Genomic DNA, 20446 nt, shown 5'->3' with positions numbered 1-20446 from the left:
CATTCCACCCATCATCGACCCCCGTCCTCGCGTGAACCTCCCCAACGGGACAGACACACCGCTCAGTACAACTGAGCAACAGCAGGCCACAACCAAGATCAATAAGCAAACACAGAGCTACGCCACACTGGGGCTGTTTCTCGGCGGTGTTCGCCCGCGGGTTCTTGATCCCAGGGGCGAGTGTCGGTGGTGATCCTTTGTTTCGCCGCTCACGCCGCCGCAGGCGCGTTCTCAGCCGTGCGACGGCGCTTCCAGTAAGCGACGGTCAGTACGGCCAGCAAAGGGCCCCACAAGGCCAGCGGGGCATAGCAGACGTAGTACCAGGCAGCCTCCCAGCCGGTGGCCAGAGTCGGGGAGCCGGCTGGCAGGTCGTCGCCTTGGATCGTGGTGCCCCTGATCTCGGAGATGATGAACAGGAGGGTGAATACGAGTATGAGGATTGCGGCTCCGATGGCTGCTGGGATGACCGCTGCCATCATCGGGACCCGGCGGCCGCGCAGGAACGGGGTCCAGCCTGGGAACACCTCACCCCAGCGGGCGATCAGGCCGATCGCGGTGAAGGCGAGGACTTCGGAAAAGATTGACAGGGAAACGACGTACGCCCGCTCGCCGAGGCCGATCCCCTCCTCGAATGCGGCCGGAAGCCGCCAGATGCCGGCAGGTAGGACGGTGAACGGCACGGCGCAGGCGGTGAGTTGTATCCGTCGGGATACTCCGGAGACGGGGTGGTGGGCGGCCCGCCATGCAGCGCGAAGTCGTTTGGGACGGGTATCAGTGGGTTCTTGGGTGTGCCGGGGCGGCTGCATGCTTGGTCCTCGGTTCCGTGGGCCGGGGCTGACCTGTTCGGTAATGACGATCCCGGCCAGGGGGGCGCCGAGGATCGCTCTGCTGGTTGAACCGGCTCCGCCGGAGGTCGATGGAGCAGTGCGACCAAGGGATGAGGGAAGAGGCGCCGTAATGAGCGGGGCGCTCCCATCCCACATCAAACGTCTCTGTGAGCCAGATCACTTGAGGCTGCAAGAAACGGGACCAGAGCACCTTGAGGCGGGAACCAGTTCATTTGAGACGGAACTCCCCGGAGGCCCCCGGGCACCACAGCCCGGCCCCTTACAGACAGTGCACCAAACCGACGGCGACAAAATCGCAGAAACGTCCAGCAGGGAAACCGCAACAACGTCGGCACTACCCCGCACCTGAACAGCAACAAAACTCACTGACACCCACGCGGCCAACCACCGCCAAAACGACGCGGCCCGTCATCGGTGCCGAACTGGCCGATCTCGCTGGTCAGGAGTGCGCCTTCGGTCAGCTCTTCTCGTTCACAGCTCCCTCAGGTACAGACTGCGGGCGTATGCGTCGAAGTCATCGAGATGCGCGGTCATGAAATCCATGTCGTCCCCGATGACGTAGAAGGCCACATCGACCGCGGACTCCTCCACTCGCCAGCCATATCGGACGGAGATCATCGGCCCAGCTTCCTCGTCTTTCCAGCGGTTCACGGCGCGCATTCCTTCACCGAGCCGCCCACCCGGGAAGAGCTCCGGCTCGAACGGATCCAGCAACTCCTTTGCGTTGCCGCGCACGATCGTACGGAGCTCCGTCTGCCGGTCGCCTTCGCTTGCGCCGAGAGCGGCGAACGCCTGGTGCGGCGCCGTGCCGGGGTTGGGAGCGAAGAGGAACGCATAGTGCGCTGGGAACGAGGAGAACATTTTGGAGAACTCCACGAGCCAGTCCCGTAGCTTCCTGACTCTCCGCCGCTTCGGCCGGTCTCCGTGCGTGAGCAGCATCGCCCTGGCACACTCTTCGGCCCAGTCCTTGCGCCAGTCGTCGTGTTCTTCCCCCAGAGGCATGGGAAACCAGGGTGCCTCCGTGTCGGAGTCCACCATGAATATCCGATGCACCTCTATGGCACCTGTGTGCTCCATCCGCTCCGTTCCCCATTCTTATCGAGTCCCGCCAGCCGGGACCGACTGCAGCCTGACGACCTCGTGCGTGGTTGGCGGTCCGGCGGGATGGGACCACCAGTTACAGCGACAGCTTTACAGACCATCCGGACGACAGCTGAGGGCGTCCTGCCTTGAGAGAGGCGTGGATTCGTCAGCGCGGGCGATCGTCGGCCCCTGCCGCAGCTGCGCACGCTCTTGCAAGAGGCGCTCCAAGCCGCGCGTCGTCGGTTTTGGGTCCGGGGCCACTCCCCCGCACCGTTCCGGGGGCCTTTTCTTTGACTCGGGATCAGGTACGTAGCGTGAGAGCGGAATTAGCGCGCCCCAGCACACCGCCCCCAAAGAAACCCGCACAGGTCTGGGGGAGCGGTCGCGGAGGGTCACTGCGGGTTCGATTGTGAGGAGTGGCTACCTGCCCCGGTGGCTCGTCCCGCGTGCTGTCCCTCCCCGTAGCCTCCGGATGTCTGGTGGTCCATTCGAGTGCCGTTGTGTCCTCTGCCACGACTACGGTGATCGTGACGAGGCAGACCGGGTAGAGCTGGCGATCACCGAGAATGTGCGGCGACGCGGCTGGCACGTTGTCATGGTTCCCGAGGACGAGGTAGGCCCGGGCTTTGCCTACACAATCGGCCTCTCGCACACTCATGGCGCACCTGAGATGGCCGTGTTCGGGCTCGACGTGCACGCCATGCACCGCGTGCTCAACACATTCGGAGACATGGCCGCTTCTGGCGCCGTCCTGGGCGCCGGCCAGGTGCTTCAAGGCGTTGTCGGTGGCTATCAAGTCGTGCTCAGAGACATCGACCTGCGCTGGTACCGGATCTTCTTTGGGCGGGCCATCGGGTTCTACCGGCGGCCTCCTTTTCCTGTCCTGCAAGTTACGTGGCCCGACGTGGAGGGCCGCTTCCAATGGGATGGACAGGCGATGCGGAGGCACCGGGAGTCACAGCCTCAGCTATGGCTGCCGCCGAACCAGCACCCTGTCGGCATCTGGACCGCTGAACTCTGATGCCTGACGACGTCAGACGGCTGGGATTCTGTTGCCTACATCCGGACGTGGCCGTAGGGGTTACTGGAGCAGGATCATCTTGCGGAGTGGCTCGAAGCCGGCTCGCCCGTGGAGTTGCCTTTTGGTCTTCTTGCCGCGGCACTGCGCCTTCGGTGTCGCCGGAGCTTTCGTGCATCCCGCGGCGAACCGACGTTCCAGGTAGGGCTTGTAGGGTCCAGCCTGCTGGGCCGGGGCCGGTTTTCGCGGAGGGTGTCCTGCCAGTGCGCGGCGTGTGCGTATCGCAGCACGGTGTTAAGGAGGCCCCAGCCCAGGTGCCGGGCGATCGCCCGGCGCGAGTGGCCCTGTGCGAGCAGTGCGTGGACCAGGGGGTGTGCGGCCCTCTTGCGCTGGCCCGCCGACCGTCAGGGTCCGGGGCGGGAGGCCCCGGGTCGCCCGGCAGCATGTCGGCGTTCGGCGGCCTGGGTGGTGGGTGCGCAGGGACTCGCGGTGGGCAGCGACGCAGGTCTCCACGGCCCGACCGAGGCCCCTGCCACCAGGTGGAAACGGTCAGAGCGACTGTCAGCGGCTGCTGGAGCGCGGGGCGGCGGTAGGCGGCGTAACCGAGCGCGTCGGCGAGCAACAGGCCCGACCAGCAGCAGCACAACCAGCAGAGCAAGCATGGACGTACGGGGCTTCTCCTCAGGGAGTCAGCCACACCGCCACGGTCGGCGTGTTCTCCGATGACCGGGAGCGGGGTAGCCGCCTCTGCGCGCTTCGTGGTCTGTCATTGAGGTTCCAGCAGGCTGCGGCCCGGCGCTTCGTTCATGTAGCCGTCGTCGCGTCCGTTGATGAGGTTGCTCATATGGGTGGCAAGGCCCCAGGCGTCATAGACTGCGGCCACGATTTGCAGGAACTCCAGGTAGGCGACTGCCTCCTGCTCATCCATCTCCTTCTCAGCCAGTCGCTCCCAGTAGGCGCTTTCCTGGGCGACCAGTGGGGTCAGTTCTGCACGTGTGAGCTGATCAAGGTCTGCCCATGTCAGGTGCCGAAAGGACGTCATTGTCGTTCCTTCTCCTGCTGGTGTGCATGGTGGTAGAGGGGGCCGCGCGGAACGTCGCTGCTTTGCGCGAGCGCGCTGTTCTCCCTTTACGGAGTCTTCAGCGGCGTTGCTCTCGCTGTTTGCTGATGCGCCGGCCCCGAAACTCCTGCTAGCCCAACTGTGCTCGCAACAGGGGTAGTTGAGGCGCACGTGGCTAGTGTGAAGAGTGTTGCAAGAGGGGAATGCCAGAAGCCAGGACGAAGGGGCACAAGTCAGTAACAGCTGTCGGCGGCTGCCGCGTCAGGCGTGCGTGGTGCGCGTTCATGGGGCGGCGGCGTCCTGAGCTTTGCGTACCAGTTTTCGCACGTGCCGGCTGAGGCGGCTGTTCTCGCCGGTGACTGCGATGAGCATGCCCTGGAGTTGCTTGCTGAGGGCGAGCCGGGCGGCGGGGTCGGTGATTTCGGTCCAGTGCCGTATCGCACGCTGGGCGCTGGCACGGGTGATCGTGTGGTGCATGCCCCACGCTGTTCCTTGGAGCTGGATTACGTGCAGGTCCCAGCGGGTTGCCGCTTCTGGGTCACCCTGCAGCCGGGCGATCCAGCCGCGTAGTTCCCGGATGCTGATGGTGTGGGTGTGTGTGGGGCCGTAGGTCGCGGTGGCTTCCTGGTCCAGACGTTCGGCCTGGATGGCGGCCCATGCCAGGCGCTGGGCGTCGTGGGGCGGCGCAAACGTCGCGGTGATGGCGGCGACTCGCTCCCGGTACTCCTCCGGGGGTGGCGGAGGCTGTTCCGTCTCAGCACCCGTGTTCGCCCCTGTGGTGGTGAGCACGGGGTAGGCGTGAGGCTGCTTGCCCGGCAGCTCTCCGGCGACTGAGGTGGCGGCTTGGTCGTCGGCCCAGAACTGCGCGGAAACGATCCCCCAGGGGGCGAACTGCGGTTCTCCCGTCACAGCTTCACCCCACGCTCGCGCAGGAAGGGGACGGGGTTGATGTCCGAGCCGTACTCCGGGCCGGTGCGGATCTCGAAGTGCAGGTGCGGGCCGGAAGTGTTGCCCGTGTTGCCGGAGAGGCCGATCTTCTGCCCTCCCTTGACGTGCTTGCCGGCGGAGACGGAGATCTTGGAGAGGTGGGCGTACTGGCTGTAGGTGCCGTCCTGGTGCCTGATGACGACCTGGTTGCCGTACGCACCGCCCTGGCCGGCCGTCTGCACGGTGCCGGGTCCGGCGGCTTTGACGGGTGTCCCCGTCGGGACGGTGAAGTCGATGCCCGTGTGCATGCCGCTGGACCAGGCGCCGCCGCGCTGGTGGTAGGGGGTTCCGAGCGCGCCTTCCACGGGCCGGGTCCACCCGGAGGTGGACAACTTACCGTCGGGGCCGGTGAGCGAGGCGACGTTGGACATGATGATCTTCACGTAGTTGTAGGTCTCGCCCTTCGCGAACGACTTGGGGGGCACCCCGCGGTACTGCTCCACCCGGTGCCAGCCGGCGTTGTAACCCGCAAGGGCCAGTTCGATGGGGCTGCCGTCGTAGTCGGGGTGCTTCTTCGCCGACGTCAGCAGCTTGCACATCATCTGGCCCTGCGCCGGTATCGCGTCCTCCGGGTCGAGAGGGTCCTTCTTGCCGTCATTGTTGCCGTCCACGCCGGCGCCCGGGTCGCCGTTCACGCCGTACCAGGTGTCCGGCATGAACTGGGCTATGCCCAGCGCGCCGGCGGAGCTCTTCCCCGGGTCGGCCTGGAAGCCTGACTCCTGCTTCAGCTGGGCGGCCAGAACACCCGCCGGCAGACCTGCCTTGCAACCCGCGGCTGCTTTCTTGATGAGGCTCGCGTACTGGGCCGGCACGCCACCCTTCCCGACTTTCAAAGAACCTGACCCCGACTCAGCTCCGCTGCTCGCGCTCCCCCCTTCGCCGCCCTCAGCCGTCCCCACAAGGAGAAAGACCCCGAACGCCAGAGCAAGGACGAACGCGACTACTCCGGCGCCGACACTTTGCGTAGTGCGAACGAAACTCAAACGGTCATCCCCCTTGAGCGGTTGGGCAGTACCCCGGGCACCGCATGATGCACATCCGTCGCCAGGAAGCATCGAAGACCACGGGTTCGAGCCGCCCACATTCTCACATCCGTTTCGGGTGGCTATCCCGGGGGGATTCGTTACAGAGCAGTCACTGCTCCCGTTACAGCAAACACTGCTTAACCAACACAAATCCCCCATGTTGCCGTCGGGAGTTCAACGCCTGGAACTATCCAGCCAGCGGGTGGAACCATGGAATGGTGGACAGACGTCACTGCCACCGCTATTGATGCCACCTCAGCGGGTTCTCCTAATAGAGTGGTTGGGCGCGACTGCAATTCCCGGGGAGTAAGTTGTCCAAGAGATCGTCAGCTCCGAAGCCACTCCCGGCGCACGCTCGTCTGCTCATACCCGTGTTGGGCAATGCGGGCGGAAGTGGCCGTTCCACCACAGCCGGCCTGCTGGCTGCGGTGTCCGCCTCCACCGCGCCCTCAGTCGTCCTGGACACCGTTCCGCGAGCGGCCTCTCCGTGGCCGTACTGGGCCGCAGAGCCCGGCACGGGACTGGCGTCCATCCCTCCGGACCAGCCCGCCTCCCGGCAGCGCATCCAGGACGCTGCCGCGCGGTGCCCGGCACCGGAAGGCCGCTCCTGGCACGTACTGACCGACCATCAGAAGTGGAGCAGCCCCCCGTTGCAGCTGCCTGATGACCCTGCCGCCTGGCACCAACTCGCAGCAGCCGGCGGCTGGCAGGTTGCCGTCGCCGACACCGGCAACGCCATGGCCCACGACGTCATCGCGACCCGGTGCGCCGGGCACGCCGGACAGACGGCCGCCTGGTGCGCGCTGCCGTTCTGCATTCCCGTTCTCTGCACGGCGGCCACCGGGCCGGGCGTACTGGCCCTCCAACTCGCAGTGAAAGCAGCTGTAGCAGAGGGGCTGCCACTGCAGCGGATGGTCATCGCCCTGGCCAAGACCACGGAGGGCCGCCTGCCCTCCCCCGTCCGGGCCGCCGCAGCAATGCTCCGCTCCCATGTCTACGCCGTGGTCACCATTCCGTACGATCCACACATCCGCACATACGGGATGAGTGACGCACATCGCATCAGGCCGAAGACTCTCGCGGCCGGCAACGACCTCGCACGAGCAGTTCTCGCCTCCGCCCACCAGGTGTGGGGCGATCCGCTTCCGGCGCCCCCTGTGCCTGCACCTTTGTCCTCCAGCCCCCACGTCGCTTCCGGAAAGGTCCCCGCATGAGCCAGATGATGGAAACGCTTAACTTCCTCGCCGCAAAGAACCCGATCCCCGGCTTCAACCCGAAGTTGCCCGGGCCCCTCTCGGGCCCCACCGGAAAGATTCTGAGCTGGACGGCCGGTGTCGGCCTGGCCATGGCGGTCCTGGGGGGCCTCTCCGGCTGGGCGTGCGTGGCGATCGGGCACAACAGCGAACGCGGCGGTCTGGCGGCCCGGGGGAAGCAGGCGGTCGTGTGGAGCCTGATATCCGGCATGGGGATCGGACTGACCTACAGCCTGGTGTGGACCTTCTTCAGGCTGTCGCAGGGCAAGGGCTGAGCGTTCATGGATTACCGGTCCAAGGCCCGGCGTGCCTGGCTGCGTCTGATTGCGCTGGGCGTCGCAGTCGCCGCCCTCGTGGTCGGCGGCGGTGTCCTGGCCGTCAACAGCGCCGGGGACAGCGCCTCCTCCGCCCCGCGGACAAAGCCCTCCGCGGGGCGCAGCAAGGCGAACGGTCCGGCTCCCGGCGGGAAGAGGTACACCCCTGCAACCGCCCGTTCCGCACGGATAGTGAAGCCGCGGTCTGCGAAGAACGGCATCGGCATCGACTTCCCCCACACCGCGGTCGGCGCCACCTCGGCGGCAGTCTCGTACTGGACGGATCTGAGCTACATCGACGACCAAGCCGCCGAGCGGCAGCTGCGAACCATCGCCGTCAGCCCCTCGGACCCGGTGGTGCGCGACATGGTCTCCAGCGTCCGCAAGCTGCGTGAATCAGTGGGGCTGCCACCCTCCGGGGGGCCTCCGAACGAAATCACCTTCACCACCCAGGTCAAGGCTGTCCAAGCCCGCAGCCTCGACTCCCAGGGAAACGTCATCGGGGTGTGGATGAACTTCGACCGCTACGCCACCATCCCCGACAAGGAATCCGGCGGCCCCCTCAAAGACCAGCAGGACTACCTGATCGTGACCTGGCGCGACGGCGACTGGAAGGTCACCCAGGCACCGGAGTGGGAGCGGAAGCTGCCAGAACCGCGCAGCTATGACCCGGACAGCTTCGCCGCGTTCGAGGACGGTTGGCGGGAGGTCACCAATGTCTAGAACACTCGCCCGACTGGGCGCCCTGCTGGGCGCCGTCCTCGTCGCACTGGCGGTGCTGGCCACGCCCGCCTACGCGGAGACCATGCCGGGGGACCCCGTCCCCAAGGAACTGAAAGAGCGTGCGGCCGGCCGCACCATCGGCGTCAACACCGAAAACAACCAATACTGCATTGTCGGGGAAGACAACTGCCGCTGGCCTCAGGACTGTGAGGTTCCCGGCGGGCCCTGCCGCAACAAGAAAGCCGACGACCCGGCCGAGCGCAAGGCTGCCAGGTACCTGAAGGAGGAGGGAGTCAGCACCGAGGATTCGAACTACCAAAGCACCAAGCGCTTCCTGGCCGATTGCATACGGAAACATGGCAGCATCGACAAGTGCATGGTCGCGGACCTCGACGACCAGAAGTCGCTGCTCGAACAGTGGACTGCCGGGAAGATCTCCGAGGCCGCGTCGAATGCGCTCCAGGAGGCCGCCGGCGCCATCGGGAACGGCGTCGTATGGCTCGTCAAACAGTTCGCCAACATCTTCAACAAGACCTCCGTCATCACCCTGTCGAAGACCGGAATCGGCCCGATGATGGGCGTCATGACGGCGATATCCGCCCTGGTGGCCACGTTCCTGCTGCTCATCCAGTTCGGAAAACTGGCCGTGACACAGAAGGCCGCCCCGGCGGTCACCGCGATCACCGGCCTGGCCAAGTGGGGGGTGATCCTGGCCGTCTACGTAACGGCGACCCAGGTCGCCCTCAACTGGTCGGACACCTTCAGCACGGCCATGATCAACTACACCTTCAACGATGGGGAAGGCTCGGGTAAGGACGCCAGCGCCGCGATGAAGGCACAGCTGACGGGGGCGTTCTCCGGCCTGATCGGTGGCAGCGGTGCGGTAACGGCCGGGGCCGGCGCGCTGTGGACCGGCACCGGTTTCGTGCCCAGCGCCATCGGCTTCGTCATCGTCGTCGGCATCCTGTGCATCCTAGCGATCGCCGCCCTGTGGCTCGAGATGCAAATCCGGCAGGCAGGAATCATGATCCTGCTCATCGTGATGCCCCTCGCCCTGGCGGGGCAGGTCGCTGACGCGACGAACGAGTGGTGGCCCAAGGCCCGCAATGCGCTGATCTCGCTGATCCTCATGAAGCCTGTGATCGTCCTGTGCTTCTGCATCGGCTTTTCCTCGATCGAGTACAGCGATGGCACCGGCAACGTCATTGTCGGCCTGCTGATTTTCCTGCTGGCCTGCTTCGCCTGGCCGACCCTGGCGAAGTTCATGACGTTCACCACCGTCGGCACCGGCTCGAGTGCCGCCTCGGGCATGCTCAGCTCGATCGGCTCCTCGGTCTCCAGCTACTTCGGCCAGCCGACGTCGGGTCAGAGCGGTGCGGGATCGTCCGGTGGGGGCAGCGGCTTCACCCAGGCCCTGGAGTCCGAGAACGAGAGCGGTGCGGGCGGCGGCGGTGGAGGCTCTTCCTGGGCCAAGAAGCTCATGGGGTCCCAATTCCAACAGGGTGCCGGTTTCAAGGCGAACGCCAAGGGAGCGCTCAAGGCATCCAAGGGAACCGTCGGCATGGGCATGCAGGTTGCCGCCATGGGCAAGGACGTGCTGGAGAGCACCGCAGGGAACGTCGCCGCCCATGCCGGTCTCGACCACGCGGCCCAGGGCGGGCGCCACACCGTCACCCCCGACCGGGACAAGAGTGGAAGGGGAGGGTCGGAGGAAGCGGCTCCCCCACCCGCACCGGCCCCCATGCAAGAGCAGAGTCCCTCCCCGTTGGAAGGCCCGCGGCCCACGCCGCCCGCACCCCAACCCCAGAATCCGGAAGGGGACTGATCCGTGACGACCACCGAGCCTGCCACCTACGGCGGTTGGCAGTCGGAACGCAGCGGGTTCATCGGCAATCTCAGCGGCCCCGGATTCACGCTGGTCGCCGCGGCGTCCGTGATCGCCCTGATCCCGCTCTACAGCCAGTCCTTCTCCAGCGCATTCTTCGCCCTTCCGGTGGCGGCCGTGCTCCTGCTGCTCGCGTACGGACGCGTGCTGGGGCTGACGGCCGACCAGTGGATCGTCCTCGCAGTAAGGCACCAGATCGCCGTGGCCACCAACAGAAACCTGTTCTTCTCCGGCATCTTCGCCCCCCGTACCCAGGACGGGGACCAGCCCATGGATCTGCCGGGCACCCTGGCCCGGCTGCATCTGCTGGAGGCCCCCGACGGCCTCGGCGGGCAACTGGGCATCATGCACAACCCCGTCGACAACACCTACACCGCCGTCTGCCGCCTGACCCACCCCGGGCTGGCGCTCGTCGACACCGAGCGGCAGAACACCAGGGTCGGCGCCTGGGCCGCCGTACTGCGAAGCCACTGTAAGGAGGACGGCGTCATCACCCGGATCGGCGTCCACCAGCGCTCCCTCCCGGACGACGGCGCCGCGCTGCGCTCCTGGACGGAGCGGCACATCTCCCAGGACGCCCCGGCCCCCGCGGTGGAGGCCCTGGACCAGTTGATGGCGGGCGCCGGCCCTGCGGCCACCATCCGGGAGACGTATCTGGCCGTGACCCTCTCCGCGTTCCGCGCCCGGCTGGCGATCAAGGGCGCGGGCGGCGGACAGCGCGGCGCCGCCGCCGTGCTGGTGCGCGAACTCAACGCCATGCAACCCGCGCTGAGCAGCGCGGGGCTCCAGGTCAAAGAGTGGCTCACCCCGCGCGGGGTGGCGCAGACGATCCGTACCGCCTACGACCCGGAAGCGCATGTGCTGCTCGCCGAGCGCAACGAGGCGGCGTCCACCGTTCCCGGATGGGAGGGCACCCCCCGCGGCGTCGCCCCGGAGGTTGCCGGCCCGGCGGCGGCCGAGACCCAGTGGGGCGTCTACCGGCACGACGGCGCCTGGACTGTCAGCTACCAGGTGCGCGGCTTCCCGCAGAGCGAGGTGTACGCGACGTTCCTCCAGCCGCTGCTGCGGCCCCGGGCGAACGCCCGCCGCTCGCTGTCGCTCGTCTACGAGCCGATCGGCCCGGCCAAGGCCCGCAAGGAACTGGCCAGGGAAAAGACCAAGCGGGACGCGGCGCGCGGGCTGCGGGCCAAGACCGGCCGGTCGGAGAGCGAGGACGAGCGGCGCGAGGCGATGACCGCGCGCGCCCAGGACATGGCCCGCGCAGCGGGCCACGGCGTGGTGCGGCTCACCGCGCTGGTCGCGGTCACCGTCGTCGACGTGGACGAGCTGGAGATTGCCTGCGCCGATCTCCAGGCGGACGCCTCGGCCGCCGGGCTGGAGCTGCGGCGGGTGTGGGGCGCGCAGGACGACGCGTTCGTCGCCTCCGCGCTGCCGCTCGCCCAGGGGCTGCCGGAGAGGCGGGTGGGCATCTGATGGGCCTCTTCCGCCGCCGCGATCTGAAGGGCGACTCGCTGCTCAAGGCCGAGGCCGTCGCGGACCTGTTCGCCCCCGGCGGGCAGACCGACGCCCCGGCCCGGACCCCGCAGCTCAGCGCCCGCGAACAGCGCCGCACCCGGCTGCTGGAGGACCCGGCAGCCGCGATGCGGGTCGCCCCGCGCAAAGGCTGGAGCCAGCCCCTCGCCGGGCGGGCCGCCTCGATCAACAAAGCGGAGGTCTTCCGCTCGGACACCTCGCAGGCCAGCGGCATCTATCCCTTCCTGCACGGGGCTTCGCTGCCCTCGATCGGGGTCTACGTCGGCTGGAACACCCTCACCCAGCAGGCGTTCAGCGCCCACCCGACCGCATGGGTCAGCGAGGGGCTGTGCACCAACCCCAACGTGATGATCACGGGCATCCCCGGCTCCGGGAAGAGCGCGCACATCAAAGCGCTGGCCTTCCGCATGATGGCGCTCGGTCACCGCACGCTGATAGCGGGTGACGTCAAGGGCGAATACGCACAGCTGAGCCGCCACTTGGGGGTCGAGCCCGTCCGGCTCGGCCCCGGCATGCCCGGACGGCTCAACCCGCTGGACGCGGGCCCGCTCGGCTACGAACTGGAAAAGACGACCGACCGCGAGACGTACAAGTCCCGGCTCCAGGAGATCCACCGTCGCCGCCTGACGCTGCTCAAGGCGCTGCTGGAACTCCAGCTCCGGCGGAACCTGACCCCGCAGGAGGAAGAGTGCCTGGATGTCGCCGTACGGGAGGTGACCGGCGAGCTGTACGGCGGGGACCACCTGCGGATACCGACCCTTCCGCTGGTCTACGAAAAGCTGAAGGACCCCACCACCCAGATGGCCGGCGAGATGCGGGTCCGCGGCAACGACGTGCAGCTCGCCCGCGAACAGATGGCCTCGCTGCGCGCCGCCCTCGGCGGCATGATCACCGGCCATCTGGCAGGGCTGTTCGACAAGGAGACCTCGATCGGCCTGGACTGGGACGCCCCCATTCAGTCGGTCGACGTCTCCGCCCTGGAGTCGTACGGAGACGACACCATCGCCATGGTGCTCACCTGTGTCTCCTCCTGGGCGCAGAGCGCCATCGACCGCCCCGGCAACCGCCCTTGGCTGGTCGTCCGCGACGAGCTGTGGCGTCAGCTGCGCAGCGGCGGCTCGGCCATGGTCCGCAAGATCGACGCGGACCTGCGGCTGAGCCGGGCGACCGGCACCATCCAGGTCCTGGCCACCCACCGGCTCTCCGACTTCGAGGCGGTCGGCTCTGCCGGCTCCGAGGCGGTGGCCATCGCCAAGGACTTGATTGCCAGCTGCGAGACCCGCATCCAGCTCGCCCAGGACACGGCCCCCCTGAAACTCACCCGTGAGGCGATCGGCCTCACCGACGCCGAGTGTGACCTGATCGCCTCCTGGGGAGCGGGGCAGCGCGGCCGGGCCCTGTGGAAAGTGGGCCGCGGCAGCGGGCATGCGGTGCAGCTGATGCTCTCCCAGATCGAGCAGCAGCTCTTCGAGACCGACGAACGGATGGTGATGTGATGTCCCAGCGATCGGGCACAGGAGACCTGTCCGACGGCACCGTCCTGGCCGTCTACGCGGCGGGCCTGTCGGCCATGGTGGGCGTATCGGTCCTGCTGGCCGCCCCGTTGGCCGCGACGCTGGTCGGACTGGGATGGGCCGACCGCACCTCGGGGGTCGTCCCCACGGTGCTGAGCGCCCTGGTCCAAGGCCCCGGGTCCGCCTTCAGCCCCGCCCCGCCGGCCTGGCTCTTCTATCTGCTCTTCGTGCTGCTGATGACGGGGCTGATGCTGCTGGTGATCAAGCTGGTCTCCATGGTGCGCTTCAACCACACCGGCGGCGCCCAGTGGGGTGGCGGCAAGACCGAGAAGGAGCTGACCGCGCCGGAGGACCCGGTCAAGCGGTCCGGGCGGATCACCGCGGGCCGCGGCCAGGCCACCAACAAGCTGGTCGCCACCGAGCCGAACATCTCCGCCACTGTCTTCGGTGTCCCCGGCAGCAGCAAGACGACCGGACTGGTACTGCCCAACGCGGCGGAGTGGCAGGGCCCGTTGGTCGTCACCACCACCAAGGCCGCCGACCTGGACGTCATCTACGCCCGCCGCCGCGCGCTGGGCCCGGTCTGGGTCATCGCGCCCGCCGGCATCCCCGGCCGCGAGACCAACCACTGGTCCCCCATCGACTACTGCACCGACGCCAAGTCCGCCGAGCGGATGGCCGCCTGGATGGCCGAAGCCTCCTCCTCCGGCAACGACAAACGCGCAGCCCCGTGGGTCGACCAGGCCCGCAACGTCCTCAAGGGCGTGCTGCTGGCCTCCCACCTCAACGGCGGCGGAGTCAACGACATGCGCCGCTGGCTGTCGCTGGGCAAGGACGCCGTCGATCACGTACGCGCCGTGCTGCTGGCCCACGACTTCCAGGAGACGGCCGACGACTACGCCTCCCCCTGGCTGCGGCTGCACGAGGACGGCATCGGCTCCATCCAGTTCACCCTCAACGTCCTGGCCCGGGTCTACGCGGATGAGGAAGTACGCGAGACCAGCTCCAAGACTGACTTCACCGTCGAGGAACTGCTGGACCAAAACGGCACCGTGTGCCTGATCGCCTCCGAGGCCGACGCCGAGCGCTTCGCCCCGCTGCTGACCTCGCTGGTCGCCTCGATCATCCACGGCGCCGAGGCCCGCTACAACTCCACCGGCATCGCCCTCGACCCGGCCCTGGGCGTGATGGTCGACGAGGCCGGCAACATGCTGCGCTACCCGCGGCTGCCCAACATCCTCACCACCGGCCGCGGTATGGGCATCAGCCTGCTGACCGTCTGGCACGACCTGTCCCAGCTGCGCGAGAGCCTCGGCCAGCAGAAGGCCAACACCGTGCTGTCCGCCTCCGGAATGCGCATGCTGCTGCCCGGCTGCGGTGACCTGGAGACCCTGCGCTACTTCAACGGCCTGTACGGACGCACCGAAGTCCGCCGCGAATCCACCACCCGCGGGCGCGGCGGCGACCACTCGACTCAGATGTCCATCGCCGAGGTCGACCTGGCCCCGGTCCATGAGCTCCAGCAGCTGCCCAAGTTCACCGCGATCGCGCAGTACACCAACCTGCCGCCGGTCAAGGTGAAAATGCGGCTGACCTTCCGCGACAAGGACCTGAAGAAACTGCTGGCCGCTCCCGAGAAGGCCGGGATATCACTGGAGAAGAACACCGAGAACAACCCGCCGGCCGGCACGACCACTCTGGAGGCCGCTGATGTCTGAGTACGCGACGGAAGGTCTGGGCGAGAGCCTGGACAGCAGCTTCGGCGACAGCCTGGAGGACCCGTCTTCCCTGTGGCCCGACCTCCCCGAGCTGGACGACGAAGAAGAGGCCGCCTCCTACGGCTGGGTCTGGCCGGCCATGACACCGGCCGAACGACGCACCAAAATGCGGGAATTGGCCGAATGGGTCGAGTGGTTGCGCCGCACCTTCGAACTGCACAACAACATCCCCCAGTGCTGGTACCGCCACCCCCCGGTCCGCGAACACCTCACCGCCCTGTACGCGGCCTGGGTCCGCTCCTACTGCCAGCCCACCCCCGGCCGCGACCTCGCCGAAGCCGAATGGATCTCCACCCTCCACGGCTTCCTCCCCCATCTCCAGGTCGCCAGCTGCGCCAACGGCACCCACCACGACCCCCCGCCGCGCCCGGCCCCCCGCCCCGAAGCCGAAGAAGCCTTCGAGGACTACCTGACCACCTCCGACTTCGGCACCGCCGACGGCACCCACCCTGCCGAGGCTGAGGCACTGCGGCAGGCAGCGGGGTTCTGAACGGGGCTCTGTGGGCTCCCTTTTGACACGTATTTCGAGGAGTTTCTAAATGACAGAGCAGGCTGTGGCAGCCGTGCAGGCAGACATCATCCAGATGCTGAATGATGTCTGTGACCAATTCGAGAAGCCCTCCACGCAGGCACGCGTACGGAAGCTGCTGCGCGATCCGCTCTCGGACCTGGAAAAGACATGGAACAGTGCACGGGAGCTCGGTGAGCCCGCCAAGTCTCCCCCTGCTGACGAGCCACCCGACAAAGAGGCTCTCACCGATGCCCTGGGCAAAGTCGTAAAGCACGTCAACGACCTACGCGAAAATCCGCAGCTCGCCCACCTGCTCCCCAATCCGTTGTGGAAGGAGTGGAAGCAGGCCCGCTCGGCGCATTTCAAATGGGAGTTCGCACTCCGCGAGCTGGCCGATACCCCGAAAATGGAGGGCAAGCAAAAAGAGGACTGGCAGAAGCTGCTTTCCTACACCGCAGGGGAACGCGACGCCACCTTTGCCCGTCTCTCCCGCGCAATGTTCGGCGAGCTGACGAAAGAGGAAGAACACAAACAGGCCGTCGAGCCACTCGCCGAGGCGCTGAAGGAGGTGAGTCACGCCGCGGGGTACAGCCTGACGGCGCAGGAACCATCACGAAGCCGACGGCAGTTCCGGAGCCACCCGGCACGACAGCAGAAGAAACCACCACAGAGCAAGCTGGCGAATCAGCAAGCGGTGGACATGTGGGAGTCCCAGGAGGTGGCGGCCAAGGCCCATAACAGCCTCGAAGGCGAATTGCGCCGGCGCAGAAACAAGTGGGACCGACTCTATTCAGACCTGGCGACGGCATGCACCATCGCGAAAGTGGTCGACGAAGGCCAGTTGTTCGAAACCAATGAGCGGCCGGCAAGGGCCGAATTGGGCACCGCCCTGGGGGACGTCCTCGAGAAGCACGCCGACGTTCTGCAAGGCAATAAGCTGTTTGAAAAGCTCGAACACACCCACAAGCTGAAGGAGCGGTTGCAGACCACCGTCCAGTCGATCCTGGCAGACGTCTGGGAAGACCGCATCCAGGGTGAACCGGCATGGCAGGAGTGGTGGGCCTACGTCGAGAAGGAAACCAGCGCGGCTGTCGCCCGTTACGCCCACGAACTCACCCGTCAACTGAGCAAGGAACGCGACCGTCTGTCGCAGCAGGAGAGGCGCGAGGACGAGCAGACCGACAAGGCTGTCAACGCGCTGGAGAAACTCAGCCACATAGCGGCGGGATACAGCCTGCGCTCCACGGAGGATCTGCCCATTCCCACCGCGGATGCGCTGACAATTGAGACAGCGCCGCACAAGCGCTACCCCGGATACGGGCCGCACGGAGGGGCGATACGGGAACCGGCAGACGGGGCCCTCATCCAGCAGGCGATCAACGAGGGCGCCGAACGCGTCGTCAAGGCACTCGAGCCATGGCAACAGACCGGCATGGAACAGCAGCTCCGCAAAGACCTGCCGGATCAGCTCTCAGCGTTCTTGACCGAGTGGGAGAACCGCCCTGCCGACCTGATGCAAGGACTCGGCGAGGCACAGGACTTGCTCTCTTCTGCCCTGGAGCAGAACCGTCCCACGGATCTCGCGGAATGGGTCGGCCAGGCCAGGAGGGGCGCGCTCTGGTACTTCAACATGGCGGACCATGCCTACAAACTCGCGGAGGAGGCCGACAAACTCGCGAAGAAGCCCCGCGAGATCAAACAGGGCTCTCCCGACCCCTACTCGCCCGAGAACATCCAATCGCTCATCGATTTCGGCAGCTCCCTCAACGAACACGCCTCGCACCTGGCTCGCACCCTGCCCCCCGGAAACAATCCGGATGCCAAGCCCTTCGCAACGCCGCACGATGCGCGGTTGGCCCGCGAGGAGCTGAGAGGGCTGCTCGTCGAATGGGCGGGCTTCGAATTGCAGGACAACAAGTGGGTCCAGGTGACAGTTCCCCACCGGAGCGCGGCGGTGGACGAGCTGATCAATGCCATGAGGGCGCAGATGCCGTTCTCTCTCGGGGAGAAAAAGGCCGAGAGTGCGACACCCAGAGAGTATGGGCGTTTGCCGGCCTCCGGGGAGAACAAGGCCGACTTCGAGACACGCGGAGGCGATACGGTCGAATATGACGGGCGGGATGACGGATCCCAGCACGACAGGTGGGGGGCGTACGACTATGACCAGAACGGCGCCAGCTACGACGTAATCAAGATCGCCATGGCCGCGCAGGCGGTGCTGGACGAGAACCGCACCACGGATAAGGAAAGGGATCTGCTCCGCCGAGCGGTGGACCTCGCGACCAATAACGCCTCGCGGCTGCACCAAGCACCCGTTTCCTCATCCATCGTCCCGGAAAAACCAACGGTCCGCCAGGTTGCCGCGAACGCCGCAGCGTTGGCTCCGCAATCCCCGAGGCCTGCTGAGATCGCGGAAACAGCGGAAGAACGCTACCCCGGATACGGGCCGCACGAGGGGGCGATACGGGAACCGGCAGACGGGGCCCTCATCCAGCAGGCGATCAACGAGGGCGCCGAACGCGTCGTCAAGGCATTCGAGCCATGGCAACAGACCGGCATGGTAGAGCAGTTCGGCAAAGACCTTGCAGAGCAGCTCCGCAAAGACTTGAAACTGAAAGATCACGAAGACCTTGAAGTGCCGGATCAGCTCTCGGAATTCTTGGCTGAGTGGGAGAACCGCCCTGTCGACCTGATGCAAGGGTTCGGCGAAGCGCAATTCGGGCTTTACTCCGCCCTCGTGCAGAATCGCCCTGAGGATCTCTCGAAATGGGTCAACCAGGCCAATCAGGGTGCACACTGGTACTTCGATATGGCGAACCGCGCCTACAGACTTGTGGAGGGAGCCCACAAGCTCGCGGAGAAGCCCCGCTATATCGACGAGGGCTCTCCCGACCCGTACTCACCCGAGAACATTGAATTGCTCCACGAGATCGGCAAAGCCCTCGAGGAACACGGATCACGCCTTTCGCGCACTCTTCCGCCCGGAAACAAGCCGGACGCAGACCCCTACGCAACGCAGGGCGACGCACTGCTGGCCCACCACGAATTGGTCGGGCTGCTCTTCGCATGGCAGAAAGACAGCTCGATGGGCCAGCAGATGATGTCGCTCCAGGACAAGCCGGAGCCGGTGGCCGAACTGATCAATGCCATAAATGCGCAGATGCAGTTCTCCATCGATAGAAATATCGCCAGCGGGTCGAACGAATTTGACCAGTACAGCGAATTCGACCAGTACGGGGCCAGTTACGCAGCGCTCAGGGTCGCGAAGGCCGCGCGGGAAGTGCTGGACTGGAACTCGGCAGGCGAGGCACTTCCCGGAGCGCTGCCCTATTCCTCGGAAGAGGTAAGGGCCCTGGCCACAGCCCACTTCCCGGAAGAAGAAAAGGCCATGCTCCGCCAAGCCGTGGCCCTCGGGACCGAAAGTGCCACGCGGCTGAACATGGCGCCCATTTCGCTATCCGTCCTCCCGAGGGAACCGAGCCTCTACGATCCTGCACGGGTCCCGCAACCGCCGAAGACCAAGCACGAGAAGGCGGGCGCCGAGCGTAAGTTGAAGCGTGACCAAGGTAGAGCGAACCGTGAACAACGTGAAGCGAAGCGTAAACAAGATGAAGCGGTGCGTGCACTACGTGGGGGACGACAGAAGGAGGTTGATACACAGTCTGGGACAGGACAGCCCAACCCAACGCGCTCGCAACGCCAATCGGACACATGGCGCCCGCCAGGTCCTGTGACAGTGCGGCGGGCAGCACTACAGCAGCAAGTGCCACGAGACCAGCCGCTGCCGCCGGGGCGGAAGCAAACTCAAAGGCAGCAACCACCGCGCCTCATTCATGGTTACGGACCGTACAGAGGGGGGGCCAGGAATAAAGCCGAGTGGAGGGAAACCCTGGCAAGGATCGAGAAGGCGTCCCTGGCCATCGACAAACTAATCGATCAGTGGGGCGTCACCGATAAGCGCCAGGAACTCGAGCAGGCCAAGAACGAGGACCTCAAGAAACTCAAAGCTGCGTGCGACAACCGTCCTTCCGCCGACAGGCAGCTAGGACTCCGGGAGGCAGCAGAGCGGTACGGCCAGATCGCGCTCCGGGCCAACAATCTCGCAGATCAGCTCCGCCATGACGCTATGGCCTCTCGCAGGACTATCCCTATCTCGCAGAAGGACATCGATAGCGTCAAAAATCTCTACTCTCTGGCCGATGCCAGCTTCAATCACGCGGCGCTTCTGGCCCGCACTGTGCACGCGGTGCGTCTGGCCCGCACCGTGCCGGAGGAAAAATTTCTGAACGCACGTGCCTACGAAACAGTAAGGGGGAGGAAGGCTGGCGAGACGGAGATGGATAAACGGTGGGCCGCCTTCAAAAACACCGACTGGGGCGAGTGGTTGCTCAACCCCAACCAAGGGGCCAACCATCGGGATCCCCTCGTGCAGCAACTCGTTGACGCCTGGGACCGGCGGTCTCCGGTCCCTCACGACGACTGGACGGCGGCCGACAGAATGATCGATGTCGGCAAGGCGGCGAATTTGGTGCTGGAGAAGTATTCCTCGCCCGAATTCGAAGCCCAGTACCCCAACATCAGGGAGTGCAACGAAAAGCTCCGGTCGTTGGCGGAGGGTGCGCCCCAGTTCGCCGTTCGACTGGCCCAGGGGGACAGCTTTCCGAAGTCGCTCATACCGGAAGACCCGGTGGCGAGCCGGGCGAAGAAGTGGGGGCAAAGCCAGTCGCAAAGCCAAAGCTCCGCACAGCACACTCCAGGGGCGCGGCAGCGACAGGCACCCGCCGCGCCGAAGACGGCGCACGGTCCGGGACCGGGGCCTGCGCCGGGGCCGGCTCAGCAGGGGCGTCCGAGGTTCGCGGCCAGGCGCTGATCCGGCCCGTGCTCGATGTCGCCGGCCGGGGGCAGAGGCCGTTT

General features: G+C 66.4%; 15 protein-coding genes. 10 read left to right on the top strand and 5 right to left on the bottom strand.

Translation table 11 applies throughout. From position 1 onward, the window contains the following. Nucleotides 1-209 precede the first annotated feature (209 nt). Both ACTWQF_RS35710 and ACTWQF_RS35705 read right to left on the bottom strand, forming a co-directional pair. The gene (locus ACTWQF_RS35710) at nt 210-680 is read right to left on the bottom strand and encodes a hypothetical protein (protein WP_443283934.1); all 471 of its coding nucleotides are present in this window, start codon (nt 678-680) and stop codon (nt 210-212) included. 639 nt (nt 681-1319) lie between these two features. Continuing rightward, the gene (locus ACTWQF_RS35705; RefSeq protein ID WP_443283933.1) at nt 1320-1925 is read right to left on the bottom strand and encodes a hypothetical protein; all 606 of its coding nucleotides are present in this window, start codon (nt 1923-1925) and stop codon (nt 1320-1322) included. A gap of 478 nt (nt 1926-2403) precedes the next feature. Here ACTWQF_RS35705 and ACTWQF_RS35700 point away from each other — a divergent pair, with 478 nt between their 5' ends. Beyond that, nucleotides 2404-2952 (top strand): DUF4262 domain-containing protein, encoded by a 549-nt coding sequence (locus ACTWQF_RS35700; RefSeq protein ID WP_443283932.1) that lies wholly within the window; start codon nt 2404-2406, stop codon nt 2950-2952. Nucleotides 2953-3715: 763 nt separating this feature from the next. On the opposite strand, the gene ACTWQF_RS35695 is transcribed toward ACTWQF_RS35700, so the two are convergent. From ACTWQF_RS35695 to ACTWQF_RS35685, 3 genes are all read right to left on the bottom strand, one after another. After that, entirely contained in the window at nt 3716-3991 is a 276-nt protein-coding gene (locus ACTWQF_RS35695; protein WP_443283931.1) for a hypothetical protein, read from the bottom strand. 300 nt (nt 3992-4291) lie between these two features. Beyond that, nucleotides 4292-4918 (bottom strand): hypothetical protein, encoded by a 627-nt coding sequence (locus ACTWQF_RS35690; protein ID WP_443283930.1) that lies wholly within the window; start codon nt 4916-4918, stop codon nt 4292-4294. Beyond that, nucleotides 4915-5808: a peptidoglycan DD-metalloendopeptidase family protein gene (locus ACTWQF_RS35685; protein ID WP_443283929.1), complete on the bottom strand. Its 894-nt coding sequence runs from the start codon at nt 5806-5808 to the stop codon at nt 4915-4917. The genes ACTWQF_RS35690 and ACTWQF_RS35685 overlap by 4 nt, the downstream gene beginning before the upstream one ends. 641 nt (nt 5809-6449) lie before the next feature. On the opposite strand from ACTWQF_RS35685, the gene ACTWQF_RS35680 reads away from it, so the two are divergent. The 9 genes from ACTWQF_RS35680 to ACTWQF_RS35640 are packed head-to-tail and all read left to right on the top strand — an operon-like array spanning nt 6450 to nt 20402. Beyond that, the gene (locus ACTWQF_RS35680; RefSeq protein ID WP_443283928.1) at nt 6450-7235 is read left to right on the top strand and encodes a hypothetical protein; all 786 of its coding nucleotides are present in this window, start codon (nt 6450-6452) and stop codon (nt 7233-7235) included. Next, entirely contained in the window at nt 7232-7549 is a 318-nt protein-coding gene (locus tag ACTWQF_RS35675) for a hypothetical protein (RefSeq protein ID WP_443283927.1), read from the top strand. Before ACTWQF_RS35680 ends, ACTWQF_RS35675 begins: the two co-directional genes overlap by 4 nt. A 6-nt stretch (nt 7550-7555) precedes the next feature. Continuing rightward, the gene (locus ACTWQF_RS35670; protein WP_443283926.1) at nt 7556-8311 is read left to right on the top strand and encodes a hypothetical protein; all 756 of its coding nucleotides are present in this window, start codon (nt 7556-7558) and stop codon (nt 8309-8311) included. Between the two features lie 52 nt (nt 8312-8363). After that, entirely contained in the window at nt 8364-10136 is a 1773-nt protein-coding gene (locus ACTWQF_RS35665) for a hypothetical protein (RefSeq protein ID WP_443283925.1), read from the top strand. Between the two features lie 3 nt (nt 10137-10139). Further along, the gene (locus ACTWQF_RS35660) at nt 10140-11669 is read left to right on the top strand and encodes an SCO6880 family protein (protein ID WP_443283924.1); all 1530 of its coding nucleotides are present in this window, start codon (nt 10140-10142) and stop codon (nt 11667-11669) included. After that, nucleotides 11669-13225: a type VI secretion protein gene (locus ACTWQF_RS35655; RefSeq protein ID WP_443283923.1), complete on the top strand. Its 1557-nt coding sequence runs from the start codon at nt 11669-11671 to the stop codon at nt 13223-13225. Before ACTWQF_RS35660 ends, ACTWQF_RS35655 begins: the two co-directional genes overlap by 1 nt. Then, nucleotides 13225-14961, top strand: coding sequence for a type IV secretory system conjugative DNA transfer family protein (locus ACTWQF_RS35650; protein ID WP_443283922.1), 1737 nt, complete (start codon nt 13225-13227; stop codon nt 14959-14961). Before ACTWQF_RS35655 ends, ACTWQF_RS35650 begins: the two co-directional genes overlap by 1 nt. Beyond that, nucleotides 14954-15511 (top strand): hypothetical protein, encoded by a 558-nt coding sequence (locus tag ACTWQF_RS35645; RefSeq protein WP_443283921.1) that lies wholly within the window; start codon nt 14954-14956, stop codon nt 15509-15511. Before ACTWQF_RS35650 ends, ACTWQF_RS35645 begins: the two co-directional genes overlap by 8 nt. Nucleotides 15512-15560: 49 nt before the next feature. Then, nucleotides 15561-20402 (top strand): hypothetical protein, encoded by a 4842-nt coding sequence (locus tag ACTWQF_RS35640; protein ID WP_443283920.1) that lies wholly within the window; start codon nt 15561-15563, stop codon nt 20400-20402. Nucleotides 20403-20446: the final 44 nt, after the last annotated feature.

Source organism: Streptomyces sp. 8N114 (assembly GCF_052245835.1).
Taxonomy (GTDB): domain Bacteria; phylum Actinomycetota; class Actinomycetes; order Streptomycetales; family Streptomycetaceae; genus Streptomyces.
This window is presented reverse-complemented; position numbering and strand designations above follow the sequence as displayed.

Excerpts from the sequence above, each read along its gene's own strand:
- ACTWQF_RS35705 (WP_443283933.1), bottom strand. The coding sequence starts at position 1,925 with ATGGAGCACACAGGTGCCATAGAGGTGCATCGGATATTCATGGTGGAC.
- ACTWQF_RS35700 (WP_443283932.1), top strand. The coding sequence starts at position 2,404 with ATGTCTGGTGGTCCATTCGAGTGCCGTTGTGTCCTCTGCCACGACTAC.
- ACTWQF_RS35695 (WP_443283931.1), bottom strand. The coding sequence starts at position 3,991 with ATGACGTCCTTTCGGCACCTGACATGGGCAGACCTTGATCAGCTCACA.
- ACTWQF_RS35675 (WP_443283927.1), top strand. The coding sequence starts at position 7,232 with ATGAGCCAGATGATGGAAACGCTTAACTTCCTCGCCGCAAAGAACCCG.
- ACTWQF_RS35670 (WP_443283926.1), top strand. The coding sequence starts at position 7,556 with ATGGATTACCGGTCCAAGGCCCGGCGTGCCTGGCTGCGTCTGATTGCG.
- ACTWQF_RS35655 (WP_443283923.1), top strand. The coding sequence starts at position 11,669 with ATGGGCCTCTTCCGCCGCCGCGATCTGAAGGGCGACTCGCTGCTCAAG.
- ACTWQF_RS35650 (WP_443283922.1), top strand. The coding sequence starts at position 13,225 with ATGTCCCAGCGATCGGGCACAGGAGACCTGTCCGACGGCACCGTCCTG.
- ACTWQF_RS35645 (WP_443283921.1), top strand. The coding sequence starts at position 14,954 with ATGTCTGAGTACGCGACGGAAGGTCTGGGCGAGAGCCTGGACAGCAGC.
- ACTWQF_RS35640 (WP_443283920.1), top strand. The coding sequence starts at position 15,561 with ATGACAGAGCAGGCTGTGGCAGCCGTGCAGGCAGACATCATCCAGATG.